General features: G+C 42.6%; 13 protein-coding genes and 1 other RNA gene. 12 read left to right on the top strand and 2 right to left on the bottom strand.

Annotation, left to right across the window (positions count from 1 at the left end; translation table 11 throughout):
* The first annotated feature begins 170 nt into the window (after positions 1-170).
* The 5 genes from smpB (at position 171) to NSQ29_RS26455 (ending at position 4,993) form a co-directional block, all read left to right on the top strand.
* Positions 171-650, top strand: a complete 480-nt coding sequence (smpB, locus tag NSQ29_RS26475) for an SsrA-binding protein SmpB (protein ID WP_042123338.1) — start codon at positions 171-173, stop codon at positions 648-650.
* A 198-nt stretch (positions 651-848) separates the two neighbouring features.
* Positions 849-1,213, top strand: a transfer-messenger RNA (tmRNA) gene (gene ssrA / locus NSQ29_RS26470).
* Between the two features lie 229 nt (positions 1,214-1,442).
* Positions 1,443-1,808, top strand: a complete 366-nt coding sequence (locus tag NSQ29_RS26465) for a hypothetical protein (RefSeq protein WP_042184038.1) — start codon at positions 1,443-1,445, stop codon at positions 1,806-1,808.
* A 529-nt stretch (positions 1,809-2,337) separates the two neighbouring features.
* Positions 2,338-3,645: an aminoacetone oxidase family FAD-binding enzyme gene (locus NSQ29_RS26460; RefSeq protein WP_341126483.1), complete on the top strand. Its 1,308-nt coding sequence runs from the start codon at positions 2,338-2,340 to the stop codon at positions 3,643-3,645.
* A 31-nt stretch (positions 3,646-3,676) separates the two neighbouring features.
* Positions 3,677-4,993 carry a BaiN/RdsA family NAD(P)/FAD-dependent oxidoreductase gene (locus NSQ29_RS26455; RefSeq protein ID WP_042184042.1) on the top strand — a complete coding sequence of 439 codons (1,317 nt, stop codon included), beginning with the start codon at positions 3,677-3,679 and terminating at the stop codon, positions 4,991-4,993.
* 140 nt (positions 4,994-5,133) lie between these two features.
* On the opposite strand, the gene NSQ29_RS26450 is transcribed toward NSQ29_RS26455, so the two are convergent.
* Entirely contained in the window at positions 5,134-6,123 is a 990-nt protein-coding gene (locus NSQ29_RS26450) for a zinc-binding dehydrogenase (RefSeq protein WP_341126482.1), read from the bottom strand.
* 128 nt (positions 6,124-6,251) lie between these two features.
* Between NSQ29_RS26450 and NSQ29_RS26445 the strand changes: the two genes are divergently transcribed.
* On the top strand, positions 6,252-7,109 hold the full coding sequence (locus tag NSQ29_RS26445) for a LysR family transcriptional regulator (RefSeq protein ID WP_341126481.1): 858 nt from the start codon (positions 6,252-6,254) through the stop codon (positions 7,107-7,109).
* Between the two features lie 87 nt (positions 7,110-7,196).
* A complete protein-coding gene (locus NSQ29_RS26440) occupies positions 7,197-8,450 on the top strand; it encodes a mechanosensitive ion channel family protein (protein WP_076299965.1) in 1,254 nt (417 codons plus the stop codon).
* 142 nt (positions 8,451-8,592) lie between these two features.
* Here the strand turns inward: NSQ29_RS26440 and NSQ29_RS26435 are convergent, their stop codons facing one another.
* The gene (locus NSQ29_RS26435) at positions 8,593-8,769 is read right to left on the bottom strand and encodes a hypothetical protein (RefSeq protein WP_179085866.1); all 177 of its coding nucleotides are present in this window, start codon (positions 8,767-8,769) and stop codon (positions 8,593-8,595) included.
* A 336-nt stretch (positions 8,770-9,105) separates the two neighbouring features.
* Here NSQ29_RS26435 and NSQ29_RS26430 point away from each other — a divergent pair, with 336 nt between their 5' ends.
* The 5 genes from NSQ29_RS26430 (at position 9,106) to NSQ29_RS26410 (ending at position 17,517) form a co-directional block, all read left to right on the top strand.
* Positions 9,106-11,217 (top strand): pectate lyase family protein, encoded by a 2,112-nt coding sequence (locus NSQ29_RS26430; RefSeq protein WP_341126480.1) that lies wholly within the window; start codon positions 9,106-9,108, stop codon positions 11,215-11,217.
* A gap of 221 nt (positions 11,218-11,438) precedes the next feature.
* Positions 11,439-13,748 (top strand): helix-turn-helix domain-containing protein, encoded by a 2,310-nt coding sequence (locus NSQ29_RS26425; RefSeq protein WP_339244277.1) that lies wholly within the window; start codon positions 11,439-11,441, stop codon positions 13,746-13,748.
* 319 nt (positions 13,749-14,067) lie between these two features.
* The gene (locus NSQ29_RS26420; protein WP_445254185.1) at positions 14,068-15,063 is read left to right on the top strand and encodes an ABC transporter permease; all 996 of its coding nucleotides are present in this window, start codon (positions 14,068-14,070) and stop codon (positions 15,061-15,063) included.
* The gene (locus tag NSQ29_RS26415; protein ID WP_341050907.1) at positions 15,063-15,944 is read left to right on the top strand and encodes a carbohydrate ABC transporter permease; all 882 of its coding nucleotides are present in this window, start codon (positions 15,063-15,065) and stop codon (positions 15,942-15,944) included. The genes NSQ29_RS26420 and NSQ29_RS26415 overlap by 1 nt, the downstream gene beginning before the upstream one ends.
* A gap of 55 nt (positions 15,945-15,999) precedes the next feature.
* Entirely contained in the window at positions 16,000-17,517 is a 1,518-nt protein-coding gene (locus NSQ29_RS26410; protein ID WP_341126479.1) for an extracellular solute-binding protein, read from the top strand.
* The last annotated feature ends 67 nt before the right edge of the window (positions 17,518-17,584 follow it).

Here is a 17,584-nt window from a genome sequence, read left to right as displayed (position 1 = left end):
TTACTGACAACTAGTTGTCAAAATGGCTGGGAAAGGATTACCTGATCCTTCCTTGCGCACAATCGATTCCATTTGTTACAATATAGATCAGACGTTCGATGACTATGTCGTTTAAGATTAGAGAGACATGGTTACTTTAACTTATGAATATGATTCAAGGAGTGATTCTCATGGGTAAAAAAGCAGACGGGAAAGTACTTGCCCAGAACAAAAAAGCTTCCCATGATTATTTTATCGAGGATACTTATGAAGCTGGCTTGGTGCTGACAGGTACAGAGATCAAGTCGCTGCGTAATGGCCGCGCTAATATTGGAGATGCTTTTGCTACGATCCGTAACGGTGAGATTCACATTCACAACATGCATATCAGCCCTTTTGAACAAGGCAATCGTGCTAACCCTACGGACCCGACGCGTACTCGTAAATTGTTGATGCATAAGGAGCAAATTCATAAACTTCTGGGCTTGTCCAAGCGAGATGGATTTACGATTGTGCCACTCAAGGTTTATGTGCGAAATGGCTATGCGAAGCTGTTAATTGGTCTTGGTAAAGGTAAGAAAGAGTACGATAAACGTGACTCTGCTGCTAAGCGTGATGCTCAACGTGATATTCAGCGTGTATTGCGTGAGAAGCAAAAGATCGCCAGATAATCTAGGAAGAATGTACGATTCAAATGAGTACCAGTTTCCACCTTCAATTCCTTTAACCTACGTGTTAAAGTATTGATAAATGTGATATACTGAGTAAGTAAGATTATTGCTTCGTTACAGACTTCTTGAAGAAGAAGCTGTGGATAGGATCTCTCTTGCTTGGAAGATCCGCTTGATCCGAAGCGCCCTTTTTAATGAGGGGCCGTTCTTGGATTCGACGGGGGTAGTTCGAGCATGAGTAGCGAGTAGTGGGGACGCGTCCGCTTCATCAACGCTAAAGCCTATTAAACGGCAAACAACAAAACAACTACGCTTTCGCAGCCTAAGAAACTGCGCGCGTGCTTCTACCCTGCATCGCCCATGTGACAGGGATAGGGGCTAACAAGTAGTGGGATACGCCGTCTGGTCTCCGCCTGGGGTCAACGGAAGAAGATAATCAGGCTGACCCAACGTATAGCCGGTTACGGGGCGATACTCGGGTGACATGAAAACTGTGACTACACTCGTAGAAGCTTATGTGCCGTTATCTTCGGACAGGGGTTCGACTCCCCTCGGCTCCATAAGAAAAACCCGCTAAAATAGCGGGTTTTTTGCTGTTTAGTGGTTGGATTGCAGACCGAATGTAGACAAGGAGTTATAGGGAACTAAATGTGTTCATTATTGTAGACATGTTGTCTACATCTAAAATTAGATCATTCACTTTGAAGTTATTAATATCTATAAGAGCCCGAACTGATATAAAATTATAGTATTAAGCATCCAAAAACAAAAACATTCGGAGGAATTACTATCATGAGTTTTACTATTGATTATGTTAAAAACAAAAACAGAATTATTGTAACATCGGACGGTATGGATGTTGAGGATGCCCTTGCGTACGCGGAACAATTTCCGAAAGTACTGAAGAAAACTAAGCGAGGGTTTACAGGTATGACTGTAATTACTGGTGGCCTGGTATTTAAGCAAGAAGTGTTGGCAATTCTTGCTCCAACTAGTGAGGATGCTGTGAAAGCTGGAATCTCTACAAAACACAAATGGGTGTATGTTGCGCCTACTTCTTTCTACAAAACGCAAATGCATCGTATGTTTAAAGATATTGCAAACTTGTACGAATCGATAGAAGAAGCTGAAACGTATCTTGATTCTGCAGGGAATTAGCAACTTCTAAAATTAAAAGGATCCAGCCATCATCTGTAGCGGCAAAGGTACTTCTGCGTATTAACTTATATAATTGCATCACTATACTAAGGAGTTATTCCTATGATCAGTCTCCTTTTTTAACCATAGATAAGTAATTTTTATACGATTTTATAATTTGAAAGCTTATGTGCCGTTATCTTCGGACAGGGGTTCGCCTCCCCTCGGCTCCATATGGAGTATTATTGAAGACACCATGAAGGGTGTCTTTTTTCATATTTTCAGAGTATGATCTGGACTATGCGTGGCGGTTCAAAAAAATGAGTATCTTGCTAGGTCCAGTATCTTTCGGATATGGAATTAAAGATTGCAGTGAAGATGGCGTGAAGGCCAAAAAAATTTAAGGTTCTATATAGGGATAAAAAAGGCAAACATAGGATAGGAAGAGTTAATAGGGAGATATAAATGAAAACCAGTATACTTATGCTATAATTTAATAAAGTGACTCTGTGCTTTTAGAAAAATTGGATAAAGGATGCATTGACCAACCATGTATGAGAATCAGACTTCTATGCACCACAAGCTGTTTATTATCGGCGCAGGTGCTGCCGGACTAATGGCCGCCGTTACTGCGCGTGATATGGGTATCGATACTGCCATTCTGGAGGGTAACGACCGGATTGGAAAGAAGATATTAATGACAGGTGATGGCCGCTGTAACATTACGAATGAATCCACTGCAACGGGTACGGATGAAGCAATCGCTTTATCGCGCAAGTATCACAGTAATCAGGCCGGATTTCCACTTGCAGTATTGCAGCAATTTGGCATCCGTCAAACCATAGATTTTTTCTCCTTCCTCGGGCTTCCGCTTACAAGATTGAAGGAGGGCTTGATGTATCCAATGTCGCTGCAGGCAGCAGCGGTGCTGGATATTTTCCAGCTTGCGCTGGAGGATCGGAATGTTCCGGTATACCTCAATAACAAAGTGTTGGATGTTACTGTTTCGAAGAATCATCCGCGCTTCAAGATAAAATGCCAAACGGAGACAGAGGAGGAGGTTGTTTATACTAGCGACTATCTACTTCTATCTGCGGGTGGTCTTGCCGGTCCAAATGCGGGAAAAGAACCTCCTGGGTATACACTTGCCGAACGTCTGGGACACACCCTGATTGAGCCTTTGCCGGCCATTGTGCAATTGAAGCTGCAATATCCGAATATGAGGGCACTGTCCACTATCAAATCTCAGGGACAAGCTCATATCATTGTGAACGGTAAAGTCATCTGCAGTGAACAGGGTGAAATTGCCTTCACGGATTATGGTATTACCGGCCCGCCAATTCTTCAGCTAAGCAGGAAGGCTGCGTATCATCTTGCAAGAGGAGAACAGGTAACATTGTCGGTTGATCTGATGCCGGGCCGCACGGAGGAAGAGTTGGTTGAGTTTTTAGAAAGGCTCTGGGAGACCTTTGGACACCGGACTGTGGCGGATTGCCTTGTTGGCATCTTCAATAAGAAGCTTGTTTCTGTCCTACTAAAAGAGACTGGCTTAGATCAACAGCCAGAGCTGCTTTGCCAGGATCTATCGATGAAAACCAAGGGGAAATTTTATCGAATCTTGAAGCGTTGGGAATTTAAAGTGACGGATACCAATGGCTTTACTAATGCGCAAGTGACAGCCGGCGGCATTGATACGTCGGAACTCATCGAAGGAACGCTGGAATCCAAGCTGGTGCCTGGGCTGTATTTGGCTGGCGAAGTGATGGATGTCGACGGAGATTTCGGCGGCTATAACCTGCAATGGGCCTGGAGTTCCGGATATGTGGCCGCCATGGCGCTAGCTAAGTCAATTCAATAAATTTATTAGGAAAAGGGATGCATCAATTAAAATGTATAAGGATCAGACTTCTAAGCACCACGAGCTGTTCATTATCGGTGGGGGTGCTGCAGGTCTAATGGCTGCAGTTACAGCGAGGGATCAAGGTATTGATACAGCAATTATTGAAAGCAATGACCGGCTTGGGAAGAAAATAATAACGACGGGTAACGGGCGTTGCAACATTACGAACCAATCCACCGCCACCGGTACGGATGAAGCGGCCGCTTTATCACGCAAGTATCACAGTAATCAGGAAGGATTCCCAATACATGTATTGCGGCAATTCGGTGTCCGCCAAACGATCGAATTTTTCTCCTCGCTCGGGCTTCCTTTTGTAAGCTTGGAGAATGGCCGGATGTATCCGATGTCGCTGCAGGCGGCTTCGGTGCCGGGTGTATTTAAGCTGGCGCTGGAGGATCGGAATGTTCCCGTATATTATAAACATAAAGTGTTGGATGTTACCGTTTCGGCGGGACATCCGCGGTTCGCGATAACCTGCCAGACGGAGACAGAGGAACAGGTTGTGTATACCAGCGACTATCTTTTTCTATGTGCAGGCGGCCTTACCGCTCCCAAAACGGGAACGGACGGCTCCGGTTATACGCTTGTCCAACGTCTGGGGCACACCCTGATCAACCCGGTGCCAGGCATTGTACAATTGAAGCTGGATTATCCGTATTTGAAGGAACTATCGGGCATCAAATTTGAGGGAGAGGCCCATGTTATCGTAAACAATGAAGTCATCCGCACTGAGTCTGGTGAGATTCTTTTTACGGACTATGGTATCTCGGGCCCGCCCATACTTCAGCTCAGCAGAAAGGCTGCGTATAATCTCGGAATAGGAGAATCGGTGACATTGTCGGTTGATTTAATGCCGGAGCGCACGGAGGAAGAGTTAATTGATTTTCTGGAGATCCACTGGGGGATCTTCGGACACCGGACGGTTGCCGATTCTTTTGTGGGCATCGTCAGCAAGAAACTGATTCCAGTTCTGCTGAAGGAGGCTGGAATTGATCAACAGCCGCACTTGCTTTGTATGGATTTATCATGGAAAACCAAGAAAATATTTTATCGAATCTTGAAACGTTGGGAATTTAAAGTGACCGATACCAATAGCTTCACGAATGCACAAACAACAGCCGGTGGCATCGATACGACGGAGCTAATCGAAGGAACGTTAGAATCTAAGTTAGTCCCTGGGCTGTATTTGGCAGGTGAAGTGATGGATGTCGATGGAGATTGCGGCGGCTATAACCTGCAATGGGCCTGGAGCTCCGGCTATGCTGCCGCGATGGCGCTTGCTAAACGACGTGTTAGCGCCACGTAAAAGGATAGATGGTTGCTGACTCTTGGCATGTTGCGGTGGAATACTTGCATGCATTGAACACAGGGCGGCTAATGGATTTACTGTGCCACGCCTCGGTTCCATATAGAGTAAATAAAAGACACCTTGTGAGGTGTCTTTTTTCAATCAATTCTTATTCCAATATTCCCAGACTGCTCCCCCTGTTGCATTCGCTGAAAGGCTTGAAGGGTGTCTTGTAAAGGATACACACTATCAATGATAGGGCGTATCGAGTGGAGTTCCATAAATTGAAGCATCGCAACAAACTCCTCACTGCTTCCCATTGAGGTGCCGATGATACTGATTTGGGGGTAAAATATGGATCGTGCTGCTATTTCCATTCGATCTCCTGAGCTTGCTCCAAACGTAACGATCCGGCCATTTGGCTTAATGATGTCAAAGTACTGTTGGAACGTCGCTGGCCCGATACTATCCAGGATGAGATCCACTGTTTCTCCTTTCATACTTTCCTTCCAATCACTATGACTGTCAAAGGCATGATCTGCCCCATGTGCAAGAGCAACTTGCCTTTTTGTTTCACTTCGTGATGTGACACTGACTCTTGCACCCGCTGCTGAAGCCATAAGCATGGCATAAGTAGCCACACCGCCACCAATACCCGGAATAAGGATATGTTCACCTTGCTGTAAGCGGCCTCTCGTAAACAAAGCCCGATAGGCTGTCAAGGCAGATAAGGGCAACACGCCCGCTTCTTCCCAAGACAAATAAGCTGGCTTGCTGATGGCATTTTGCGCAGGGATGACGATAGACTCGGCAAATGTACCATCTGAAGGGCCACCCACTATGGCCGGAACGTTCGGGACATCGTGGGTGATTTCCCATCCGATACACGGATTAATGATTACATCGGTACCTACTGTAAGTGATGTTATGCCTTCACCTACCGCTTCAATTATACCCGCCCCATCAGAGCCCATAATCAGGGGAGCATCCTCATTTTTTCGATCCGCTATGAGAAATAAGTCTCGATGATTTAACCCTGCGGTTTTCAGCTTTACTTTTACTTCACCGAAGCCTGGCTGTTTATCAACAACGTCTTCATATGTCAGGCTCTTCAAGCCGTTCATCCCAGCATGTACGATTGCTTTCATCCTAATCCTCCAGTAATTCGTATTTCAATGAATCTATATTGAATTGTACAGAGTGGGAATCATACAGTAAAATGAACAAAACCGATTGTGAGTATCATAAATAATCATACCAAGCAGGTGACATAGAAATGGAAAGCGGAGATTTAAGAATATTTCAGGCTGTGGCTCGAGAGGGGAGCATAACCAAGGCTGCGCAAATGTTGAACTATGTACAGTCTAATGTGACGACTCGAATTCAGTATCTTGAGGCTCAGTTGAAAACACCCCTTTTTCGGAGATCCAATCGAGGAATGACGCTAACTTTGGCTGGCGAGAATTTACTGGGATATGCGGATAAAATACTGACTCTGATGGACGAGGCTGTGAAAACTACACAATACTCGGATCATCCTGCAGGGCCTCTTCGGATAGGGTCCATTGAAGCGACAGCAGTCATTCATCTGACTCCTTTATTGGCCGAGTATCAATCACGATATCCGGATGTTAATTTATCGCTCACTACGGGTGTGACACATGCGCTCTTACAAAAGGTGTTGGATTACGAGCTTGATGGAGCGTTCGTCTATGGTCCTGTTGATGAGCCAGATATAGAACATATCGCGGCCTTTGAAGAGGAGTTGGTGTTGATCTCTGAGCCGGGACAAAACGGAATGTATGAGCTACTTATGAAACCGATGTTGTTCTTTGACGTTGGATGTACGCATCGGGCAAAAGCAGAGAGTTTTCTGAGAGGCACTGGCCTGACCACTTATCAGATTATGGAATTTGGCACATTAGCAGTTATTCTAGATGGCGTTTCCTCTGGACTTGGTGTGTCTATGCTGCCACAGTCATCGATTGCCAAGGCGGAAGAACAGGGCATAATCACTTCCCACCGTTTGCCTGAAGAGTATCGAGATTTGCAGGTATGGTTTGTGCATAGACATGACACAATTTACTCAAGCGCGTTAACCAGGTTAATACAATTAATTGAAACTAGGCCATAATAGTTCACCCGCAACGATCGATACGTCGAATGTTAGTGCTAGTCCATTTCATCAAACAATTTAAGTAACACACAGCAGGAGGAAATGATGAATTTTATAAAAGATCAACTAGCAGGATACGGTGTAAACGAACAAATGACAGGTTATCTTTCGAATATAATCATGGTCTTATTTATAGCACTACTCTCTGTACTGGCCAATTTAATAGCCAAAAAAATCGTGCTGAAGATAATTATTCATTTCATTAGTAAGGATCGGTATGCATGGGATAATATCGTTTTGGAGAAAAAAGTGTTTCACAAGCTGTCGCATCTGGCGCCAGCCTTCATCATCTATTATTCTGCGTCTATCTTTCCGCTATATCAGGCTTTTATTGAAAAATCCGCCTTAACTTATATGATTATCGTCACTATCACGGTGTTTAATGCACTACTTAATGCCATCGATGCTATTTATCGCTCATTCGAGGTCTCCAAGATTAGGCCGATCAAGGGGTACATTCAGGTTGCAAAGATTATTCTATTTATCATTGGTGTTATTGTGGTGATCTCTAACCTCATTGGTCAGAATCCACTGATTATACTTAGTGGGTTAGGTGCATTATCCGCTGTTTTTATGCTGATTTTCAAAGATTCTATATTGGGTTTGGTGGCAGGTGTTCAATTATCATCTAATGATATGGTTCGTGTAGGTGACTGGATCGAAATGCCTAAATATAATGCGGATGGTGATGTAATTGACATTACATTGAATACGGTAAAGGTTATGAATTTCGATAAAACAATCACCATGATTCCTAGCTACGCCCTTATTTCAGATTCGTTCAAAAACTGGAGGGGCATGCAAGTTTCTGGCGGCAGAAGGATTAAACGAAGCGTTCATATCGATACAAGCAGCATATGCTTTTGTACAAAAGAAATGATGGAGGAATTCCAGAAGATTCACTACCTGTCCGATTTTATAAGGGCAAGATTAAATGAAATTAGCATTTATAATATCGAACATCAAATCAATACGGAGAGTAAAGTAAATGGAAGACATCTCACGAATGTTGGTGTATTCAGAGAATATATCCATGAATATCTGAGGAATCATCCTAAAATTCATAAGGATATGACGCTGATCGTCAGACAGCTAGCACCAGAGGATAATGGACTGCCCTTAGAAATCTACGCGTTTAGCAATGATACTAACTGGGTGGTGTATGAATCGGTTCAAGCTGATATCTTTGATCACATTTTTGCAGTTGTACCGATATTTGGGCTTCGTGTCTTCCAAAACCCGACGGGCCATGATATTGCTCGCTTAAAAGAAAGCAAAGAGTATTCGTCTGGATACTGAAGATAAGAATGATTTGCAGGAGAAGGCATTTCTTAATATCAGTAAAAAAGCGACCATCGTTGGTCGCTTTTTTACGTTTTTTTCATTTTGGAAAGGATCATAAAACGTGCGATTTATTGGGGTGCGGACATAGCTGAAGACTCTAATGGAAGTTCCCAGATTCATTTTCTGAGAATTTGCCATCGCTGTCATGCAGAGCTTGTTTGCGGCGATCATTACGGGCTTGCTGCTGCTGTTGGGCTTCCAGGCTGTTTACGGGCGTCGCTTCCAGTTCTTTTACTGTGTTGATTAGATTCTTATCTGGTTGATTTGCACTCAATTGAAAGCTCCTCCCTTGATTATCTAATGGTTGTGAATTTTATTATGTGCTGGCTACTGTGTGGTTATTCATGTTGTATTTTCACAAGAGCCCAGGATACATTGCTGAAAGTACGGGTGAATCAATGCTCTGTCCTATAATCATTAACTCAGAATACTGTTAGATGTGAAAAATATGAGGAAATGATTGTATCGGAACTGATTTCTGTTCTGATATGTTGAGGATGTTTTAGTCCCATAAAATGTAATATTGTCAGGAGGTGAAAAGGAAGCTTTATATCTTCTTGCAAGCGGTTACAATTCTATCTGCAACAAATTAGAATCAGGAGGGAATAAAATGAAAAAAAGTATTGCCAAGGTAATCAGTATTGGTGTGTTGTTTTCTCTTGCACTTTCTTTGATAGCAGGTGGATGGACAAATACAGTAGTGCATGCTGCTGGTCTTTCGATAACAGGCAGTGGAGGCTGGAATGAAGCGGCATATGTGGAATGGTCACCTGTAAGTAATGCGACAGGATATAACGTATATGTTAAACAGGCAAGCGCATCAGATTCGGGGTACCAACAGATTGATAATGAATTGATCCGCAAATATTCTTCCTATTGGAGAGCGGATGCTGTAGGGCTTGCAGCTGGAAGTTATGTAATGAAGGTTGAGGCTACCCTATCAGGGGGAGGAACGGCAAGTTCGGTATCAAATACGTTATCCGTAACGTCATATGATCGATCTGGGTTTGCTTTTTCGGCAAGCTCGCCATTTGGTACGGGTTCTGGCGCTTATAATGAGAATGGAACCCTCAAGAATGGTGCTCAAGTGCTGTATATAACATCTCAGAATGCGAAAACCGTAACACTTGATGTGAAAATCAACAGCTCAGGTGCTGTACAAACAGGCGTTGGTCTTGGTAGCATCTTGGCTCTGAGACAAAAGGGTTATGATACAACCCCACTTGCCATCCGAATTATCGGTAAAGTTACAGCTGCTGACCTGAGTGGACAGCTTAACAGCAGTGGATATCTTGAAGTCAAAGGTAAAAATAATTATTCGGAAATGAATATTACAATCGAAGGTATCGGAAAAGATGCTTATGCATACGGTTGGGGATTGCTGCTTAGATATGTTGGTAATTTGGAAGTAAGAAATCTGGGTGTGATGTTATTTCCTGACGATGGCATTTCAATGGACACAGGCAATGCGAATGTATGGGTGCATAATAATGATATTTTTTATGGATCTGCAGGGAGCGATGCGGACCAAGCCAAAGGTGACGGATCTACGGACCTCAAAAAAGGATCAACGTACATTACCATCTCGTACAACCATTACTTTGATTCCGGAAAAGCTGCTCTAGTCGGACTTAGTGAGTCTGCAGAATTCTTTGTTACCTTCCACCATAACTGGTTCGATCATTCGGACTCCCGTCATCCGCGGATCAGAGTGGCCTCTGTTCATGTCTATAATAACTTCTATGATGGAGTCTCGAAATATGGTGTCGGCGTTACAACCGGAGCTTCGGCCTTTGTGGAATCCAATGTTTTTAGAAATACTAAAGACCCAATGCTTAGTTCCTTACAGGGTACAGATGCTTTAAGTGAGGGGACGTTCTCGGGTGAAAATGGAGGTATGATTAAAGCTTATAACAATCTAACTGTTGATGCTTCAAGTCTTATCTACGCTAACTCCAATACAGGGACAGCTCCTGCTAATGCAACCTCATTTGATGCCTATTTAGCCTCGTCGAGAAATGAAACCGTCCCAAGCTCATACAAAGCATTAAAGGGCGGAACAGCTTATAATAACTTCGATACGAGCATCCAAACTGGAGTGAACGTATCGAATATTGACAACGTAAGCAATGTGGAACAGGTTGTTACGGCAAAAGCCGGACGTCTGAATGGCGGAGACTTCACATGGGAATTTAATGATTCAGTGGATGACGCATCGTATGCGCTGAATACAGCGCTGATGTCTGCAATCAGAAGCTACACAACGGGGCTCGTCTCCGTAGGGGGCAATTCAAACCCAACAAGTGCGACACCAACTCCAACAGCTACTCCTGTGCCAACAGCAACACCTACAACGACTCCGACACCCACGACAACGCCAGTGCCGACAGCGGGAGCAACCGTTCATAACTTTACCACTGATGGAACAACGAGCAGCTTCTTCAATATCCAAGGGAATCTCTCAACAAGTAAGGGAACTGTGACATATCAGGGGTTAACCCTAACTCAATGTCTAAAAATCGAGAGTGCAACCAGTATTCAGTTCACAGCTGCTAAAGCTTCAACCCTAACCCTGGTGTTCAATACAGAAGGAACTAAAATCAAAGTGGATGGAACAAGTTATCCTATAACGAATGGAATTGCCACTGTCTCCCTTACGGCGGGCGCACATACCATTACGAAGGATAGTACGGCGAATCTGTATTATATGAAGTTGGAATAGATAGTTTTATAAGATAAAAGCTGCTAACGATATTGCAATATCGTTAGCAGCTTTTTTGGTCAGGGTCGCTTTTTTTCTATGATCTTAAGACTCGAATCATTGCAGATTGTTTGATTTGTTTAATGTTATAATATTTTCCAAAATTTTTTTCGTAGTTATTGACTTCATATCAAATGATTTGTACGCTGAGGACATAGTTTATCAACATGGGAGATTACAATATGAAGCTTAAAGATGATTACCGAACAATTTGGAATAAAAGATTGCTGAAGTATCCATCATTTTATCGCAAAATGATTGCATATACATTATTTTCATCGATCATTCCTATCGTTATCGTTGGAATCGCTAGTTATGCATTAACTTCTAATGCTATTAAAGATAATGTTAGCCAAGATATTACTCAAATCTTGAATTACGCTTCAAGGACGATGGATACCGAGTTGGAAGCGGTTCAGAATAACTTAGTCCAGATGGAACTGAGCTCGTTCTTTACTTCAGACTTGAATGAAATGAAGCGAACCAATTATTCCAGCTTCTATACGGGTGTATATCAGAATTTGTTAGCTTTTATGAACGGAAATTCTCGTGTTAAGGATATTGCGCTATATACATTGGATGAGAACTACTTAATATCATCAACTTACGGTGGAATAAAGATCGAATCAGCAGTGGAACGGGAGAAGTATGCGAACCTACTGGATAAAAATCAGCAACTAGATTGGAAAGTAGGCTATTCTCAGGGTGGCAAAGACTATGATTCAGGAATAACGTTAACAAGTACAGTACCTTTACATTCAAAAGAACCTATCGGATTTATCCAGGTCATCATAGATAATAAAGCGTTTGAATCACTGACAAAACAATTTCTTAAATACGAGCATGAGCAAATGTATGTGATGGATAACACCGGTCAACTTGTATTCCATTTGAACGGAAGCGAAGTGCCTGAAGACTTGTATGAATTGATAACGGTTACAAAAAAAGGTGAGCAAGAGTTTATCTATCGATGGCAGGACCGAGAGTACTTAGTGACCTCTACGGAATCTCCAATCCAAAAGATGTTGTTTGTGGATATGATCCCGACGGCGGAACTGTATAGCAGTGCAAGGCAGATTGCAGGCATTACGATAGGAATTGTAATTGCTGTACTTGCTGCAGGAATTGCATTGGCGATGATCGGCACTAGGAAAGTGTATAGTCCGATTCGGAAGCTAGTCTCTCTCATCAGCGATAATCAAACCGCGGATATGGGAACGGATGAGTTCAGTTATGTGAATCAGCGTTGGAAGGAAATTAACCGTAAAGCGAGTCAACTAGAAGAACAATTAAATGAACAATTCCCACTTATTCGCGAGCTGTTCGCCTTAAGGTTAATGGAGGGGCAGTTTACTCATGACCGTCGTGAATATTTACTGGAGCTTCTGCGCAGGCATTCTATTCCGGAGAAGCAGTGTGCAGTTGTATTTATTATTGCCTATGATCACCTATCGGATGTGACCAAGTTCCAAGAGACGGATAGGGATCTAATTCTCTTCATCATAAAGAATATGACGACAGAATTATTGGAGCATCAGCAACTGGAGGGCTTGGTCATCAACTCTTTTAATGATCAAGTTGTGGTTTGGCTATGGACAGAGCATGAAGAGGTAGACGTTTGGTCAGATAAGCTGAAGCCTGTGATTGATAGGATACGTGAGCAGATTACTCATTTTTTGAAATCTCCGGCGACGATCGGTTTGAGTCGAACCACATCGCATGTGGAGGAGTTGCCTGATTTATATCGTGAGGCGCAGCTTGCGATTCACTCGCGGATGATTAATGGGGGAAATCAGATTATTGAGAGCAAAGGGCTTGCGATTTCGATGATGTACCGTTATCCAACGGAGATTGAGAACCATCTGACCGATTCGCTGCTGGTGGGAGATCTCTCTGAAACGAAGCGGATGCTTGATGCATTCTCTGATAAAGTACAATCCGCTGTACACAATCCAGAGCTCATTATGATGTCTTACGATCAGCTGTTGTCTACTACTTTACGAATGGTATATTTAATGGATATAAATTCGGAGCAATTATTTGGCTATACAACTAGTGAACTCAATGTAAATCTGAGAAAACTCACAACTATACATTCAATTAATGAGTGGTTTATGGATCGTATATTCGAACCGATTATGCTGTATGTGAATAGTAAGAAGAATCAAGAGTATGAGCAATTTATTGAGAAGGTCACGGACTATATCGAGGCAAACTATCATCTTGATATCTCTCTTGACCAGTGTGCACAGATATGCAATTTGAGCCCGCAATATTTAAGCAAGTTGTTTAAGCGGACGATGAATATTTCCTTTATCGAGTATTTAACACAATTGCGTGTAGCCAAAGCCCAGGAGTTGTTAGAAACGACTGATTTATTGGTCAATGAAATAGCGGAGCAGGTAGGATATAACCCTAAAAATTTCATTCGTGTATTTAAGAAGCAGGTGGGCTTACCGCCGGGGCAATATCGAGAGATGCATCGAAAATAGTATTCCTGACTAAATTAAATGCACTTTTTTTTAATAAGACTTTGCCAAGAGCGAGAGAAATGAAACCTCTCGTTCTTGCAAGTCTTTTTTTGATTTTTATGAGGTGCAAATTTATAATCTCTCAGGGCTAATGAGGTTAATTATTGAGACTAGAAGTGTTCATAAACCCAGTAGTATCAAGCTATTCGCAATTATTGCACAAGGATCTCAGGCGAATAAGAATTGGTCATTGTTGATGGGCGTTGCAGCTTGTAAGATGCAGACATGAAACGTTACAGTCAACCAGGTTCAAACAAAATCGTTGGAGGTGGTGAAACCCTTGCCGCAATCTAATCTTAAATTAGCGAACGCAAGTTTATCACAGGCATATGAAGCCGACAGACAAAGATTAAATCCGAAAGACTCCCTATGGGCTCGATTCAAAGTCATATTTGGTCGAGAGAAATATTTGTACTTACTAGCACTTCCAGGTCTTCTCTTCTTTTTAATCTTCAAGTACTTCCCGCTATGGGGGTTAGGTTTAGCATTTAAAAACTATTCTCCATACCTAGGGTTCTGGGAAAGCGAATGGGTCGGATTCAAATATTTTCGTGAGTTTTTCACGAATCCAGACTTCTTTCTCTTATTTAGAAATACGATGGCGATTAGCTTGCTAAATATCATCTTCTTCTTCCCGATTCCGATCGTTCTTGCATTGCTCATTAACGAGGTTCGGAGTATGAGATTTAAGAAAGTAATACAAACGATAGTTTATTTACCTCACTTTTTATCTTGGGTAATCATTGCTGGTATCTGTTTTATTATTCTTGGACAGAGCGATGGAATTGTTAACAAGATTATTGTCGAGCTTGGCGGTCAGCCAATCGCTTTCTTGACAGAGCCGAATTACTTCTGGGGTTTGTTAACTGCGCAGAGCATATGGAAAGAAGCCGGGTGGGGTACAATCATCTTCTTGGCTGCAATTGCAGGTATCAATCAAGAAATGTATGAGGCGGCTCAAATTGATGGTGCGAACCGTTGGAAACAGATTATGAAGATTACAGTGCCTTGCATCAGGAGTACAATCGTCGTGTTGCTCATACTCAGGCTCGGTCAAGTGATGGAGGTAGGGTTTGAACAGATCTTCTTGATGATGAGTTCTCCCGTAGCACATGTTGCGGATGTCTTTGATACATATGTGTATCGGGCAGGGATACAGAACGGTCGTTTCAGTTATGCGACAGTCGTTGGAGTATTCAAGTCGGTTGTTGGTCTTGTACTTGTAGTAACAGCCAATCGTTTAGCTAAAAAATTTGGTGAGGAGGGTCTTTACTAATGAATAAGTCCCTCGGCTATAAAGTGACAAACGGCATCATTTATGGTGTGCTCAGTTTAATCGGGCTTGTAACACTACTACCTTTTCTTTATGTCATTATCGTATCCTTTACAGATCCTTCGGAATATTTGAGCAAGCCATTAATTCTTATTCCGGAAAACTGGAGTCTTTCCTCCTATAAGTACATTCTATCAACCAAGATGTTTATGAGCTCATTAGGGGTTAGTGCCTTCTTAGCTATTGTCGGCTCTGCGATTAGTATTATGGTGACGAGTGCCTTGGCGTATTCTCTATCACGGAAACGATTCTTCGGGAAGAAGTTTTTCCTAGTTGCTATTCTAATGACGATGTTGTTCAACCCAGGAATGATTCCAAATTTCATGTTAGTTGAAGGATTAGGTCTTATTGACTCCATCTGGTCGTTGATATTACCGGCAATTACAAGCGCATGGTATGTATTCTTGATGAAGAACTTCTATCAGGAACTGCCGGAGGAGTTAGAGGAAGCAGCGAAGATTGATGGATGTAATGATATCGGAGTCTTTTTCAAAATTATGTTCCCGATCTCGCTGTCAGCGGTTGCTGCATTCGGTCTATTCTTTGCAGTAGGTTTCTGGAATACGTACTTCAATGGCGTTTTGTACATCAACTCAGATGAACTTCGGCCGATGCAGGTTGTGCTGCAGATGATGCTGATACAAGCTTCAACGAATATAGCAGATCCATCCGTAGCTGCTATGCTACAGAGTGAGCAGATGCTTCCTCCAGAGACGATTAAGATGGCGGCAGTAGTCGTTGCTTCTCTACCTATCATTATGGTCTACCCGTTCCTTCAGAAGTACTTTGTTAAGGGTATGTTGGTTGGCTCCGTGAAGGGTTAAGGGGTAAACCAAGCTTATATATTAATTTATTAGATAAAAGGGAGGGTTTTTACAAATGAAAAAAAGAAGTTGGATGACCATGTTATTGGTGTTAGTTCTCTCTACAAGCATGTTGGTGGGTTGTGCAAAGGGTGGTGAGACCAATTCTGCTGGAGATGCTTCCAAGTCTGAGCAACAAAAGCCAGTTGAAATCAATATCGGTACGATGACTTATGGTGAATCCCCTAGTAGTGATCTTGAAAGCATTCTACAGCTGAATGAAAAATTGAATGTAAAGCTTCAGATCGACTTCTATCCAATTAATAACTATAAAGAAAAGTTGAATGCATTGCTTGCTTCGAAGAGTTTGCCAGATGTCGTTCTCATCGAGGATATTAATGACCCTGCGTTCTCAACTGCAATAGATCAAGGTGCATTCTGGGATTTGACTCCTTTCCTGCCAGACTATCCTAATCTAGCAGGCTATCCGGAGAATGCAATTAACAATATTAAGTTCAAAGGAAAATCTTATGGTATTCCACGCGTTCGTCCATTGGACGGGCATGAGGCGCTGTTGATTCGTGAAGACTGGCTCAAAAACGTAGGATTGACTGCTCCTACTACTATGGAAGAGTTCTACAAAGTGTTAGAGGCCTTTACAAAGAATGACCCGGACAAAAACGGTAAAAACGATACTTACGGTATGGTACAGGCAAGTGTCAGTCCTTATATGATGACGATGTTTGGTGCAGGCACATCGTGGAAGGAAACAGCTGATGGCGGTCTTGAGCCGTACTGGCTAACAGCTGAAGCGAGAGAAGCGCTTGAATTCTGGAGCAAGGCTTATGGTGATGGTCTTATTACACCGGACTTACCAGTTATGAAGTCAAGCCAAGTGAAAGAAATGATGATTCAAGGCAAGGCGGGTATCTCATTCGGTAATATTAACGAAGCATTTATATTTGGCCAAGAGTTGCAAAAGATTAAGCCTGAAGCTGAGTTGAAGGCGTATGAAATTCCAGCTGCGAAAGATGGCAAGAAATACAATGAGCAAGCTTATGGTTATTATGGATTGTTCCTAGTTAACAAATCGGTTAGTGAAGACAAGCTCAAGAAGATTCTTGAAGTTTACAACGAAACGGCTACTCAAGAAGGCTACAATCTCGTGACTTATGGTATCAAAGACAAGGATTATACCGTTTCTGAAGATGGTTCTATTGTTCAAACAGATGAAGGTAAGAAGCAAGGATACGGTACAGCGACAACAGCACAATGGATTTCTGGTTTCTTCAATAAATACCAACGTGCTGAAGGACCTGGAATGCCAGCAGAAGTATTAGAGTACAATCGTAAGCTGATCGATACAATCTCAGAATCTTCGATTAAGAATCCTGCTGCAGGATTGCCAAATACCGAAGCGTGGATGGAAAAAGGCGGCGATTGGCAGAAGAAGTTTGTTGATATGTATACAAATGTCGTTATCAAAAAATCCAGCTTGGAGGATTGGGACAAGTTTATTAATGGACTGAAAGCAGACCCGAGCTTCCAGCAGCATCTCAAAGATACTAGCGATGCTTACAAAGCAAGTAAGTAATTAAGTAATTAAATAAGCCCGGTAAGTTCGAATAGTCAGTCGAGTTTGCCGGGCTTATCCTTTTTAC

The organism is Paenibacillus sp. FSL F4-0236, from assembly GCF_038000135.1.
GTDB lineage: Bacteria > Bacillota > Bacilli > Paenibacillales > Paenibacillaceae > Paenibacillus_AQ.
This window is presented reverse-complemented; position numbering and strand designations above follow the sequence as displayed.